General features: G+C 56.5%; 1 protein-coding gene and 2 pseudogenes. All 3 read left to right on the top strand.

Features of this window, described 5'->3' with window-relative positions:
• Nucleotides 1-420 (top strand): annotated as a pseudogene (locus ACREAY_RS11965) (glyoxalase III HchA); the annotation flags it as partial.
• Nucleotides 421-529: 109 nt separating this feature from the next.
• Nucleotides 530-625, top strand: a pseudogene (locus ACREAY_RS11960) (hydrolase); the annotation flags it as partial.
• Between the two features lie 131 nt (nucleotides 626-756).
• Nucleotides 757-1,131, top strand: coding sequence for a DoxX family protein (locus ACREAY_RS11955; RefSeq protein ID WP_431755992.1), 375 nt, complete (start codon nucleotides 757-759; stop codon nucleotides 1,129-1,131).
• Nucleotides 1,132-1,294 lie beyond the last annotated feature (163 nt).

The raw sequence follows: 1,294 nt of genomic DNA, 5'->3' as shown, positions 1-1,294 counted from the left end.
ATTCCAGGCGGCCATGGCGCCATCATTGGCATTCCACACAGTGAAGATGTCAAGCATGTTCTCAAGTGGGCCATGAAGAACGACAAATACGTTGTCTCCCTCTGCCATGGACCGGCATCGCTACTGGCCGCAGCACTGGGAGAGTCCAAGGATGACTATATCTACAAGGGCTACAAGATATGCGTCTTCCCAGACTCACTGGACAAGAAGAATCCCGATATTGGATATATGCCTGGCCCGATGCCCTGGTTCATTGGTGAAAAGCTGAGGGATCTTGGTATTGAGGTATTGAACAGCGATATCACTGGAAGGACCCATCAGGACAGGAAGCTGATTACCGGCGATAGCCCTCTCGCCTCCAACAATGTCGGCAAGGCAGCCGCCCAGGCGCTTCTCAAGGAAGTGGGACACGCCAACTAGTGGAAAAAACGGCTGCAGATCGGCCCTGGCCAATGAGCCAGGGCACCTGGCCCGAATATGCAGCGGGCCATTGACATCCTCACTGACTCCGCGAAGACATGGGAATTGCCTGCTGTGCGAGCTACCGCGCGATTGGGCGCGAAAGGAGACTGTGCCTGCATTCATGGACCTCTTCATCGAAATCGGCGGCACCGCCGGCGTTCGACAGGGCGCGCGCAGAGTAGTCGCCAGCAGAACAGGGCGCACGGAGGCGCCCAATAAGGTAGGAGCGGTCGCGATTCGAATTCTGAACAGGCGTGATTTGTGCCGCAGGTCTGCCAAACTTTGGAGTAAGACATGAACGACTACATCGTGTTGGTCACGCGCCTTCTGCTTGCGCAAATTTTTATTCTGTCGGGACTGACAAAGCTGGGTAGCTACGCTGCCACGCAGGGGTATATGGAATCCATGGGCGTGCCATCTCTGCTGTTGCCGCTGGTCATCGCACTGGAAATCGGTGGCGGTCTGTCGCTTGTCGTTGGCTGGCTTGCACGCTGGTCGGCCTTAGCGCTGGCTGGTTTCTGCATTGCGGCGGCAGTCCTATTTCACTGGAACTTTGCAGACCAGATGCAGGCTATCAACTTTATGAAAAATCTTGCCATGACGGGTGGGCTGCTACTTCTTTACGTGCACGGAGCCGGTCGCTTAAGCATGGATGCGCGCCGAATCTGACAGGCGAAGTCTCACAGGCAGTATCGCCGTCCGGAACGGTTTTCTAAAAAACCCGGAGGCGACAGCTGATGGGAAGCACGGGTTGCGGGCTCTCGGCGGCGCCGCTCTTCGCAGCGGTGCAATATTGGTTGCGATCCTCGCGTCAACAGCAGGTCGTGCACAG

The organism is Nitrososphaera sp. (assembly GCF_050748925.1).
In the GTDB taxonomy this organism is placed as follows: Archaea; Thermoproteota; Nitrososphaeria; order Nitrososphaerales; family Nitrososphaeraceae; genus Nitrososphaera.
This window is presented reverse-complemented; position numbering and strand designations above follow the sequence as displayed.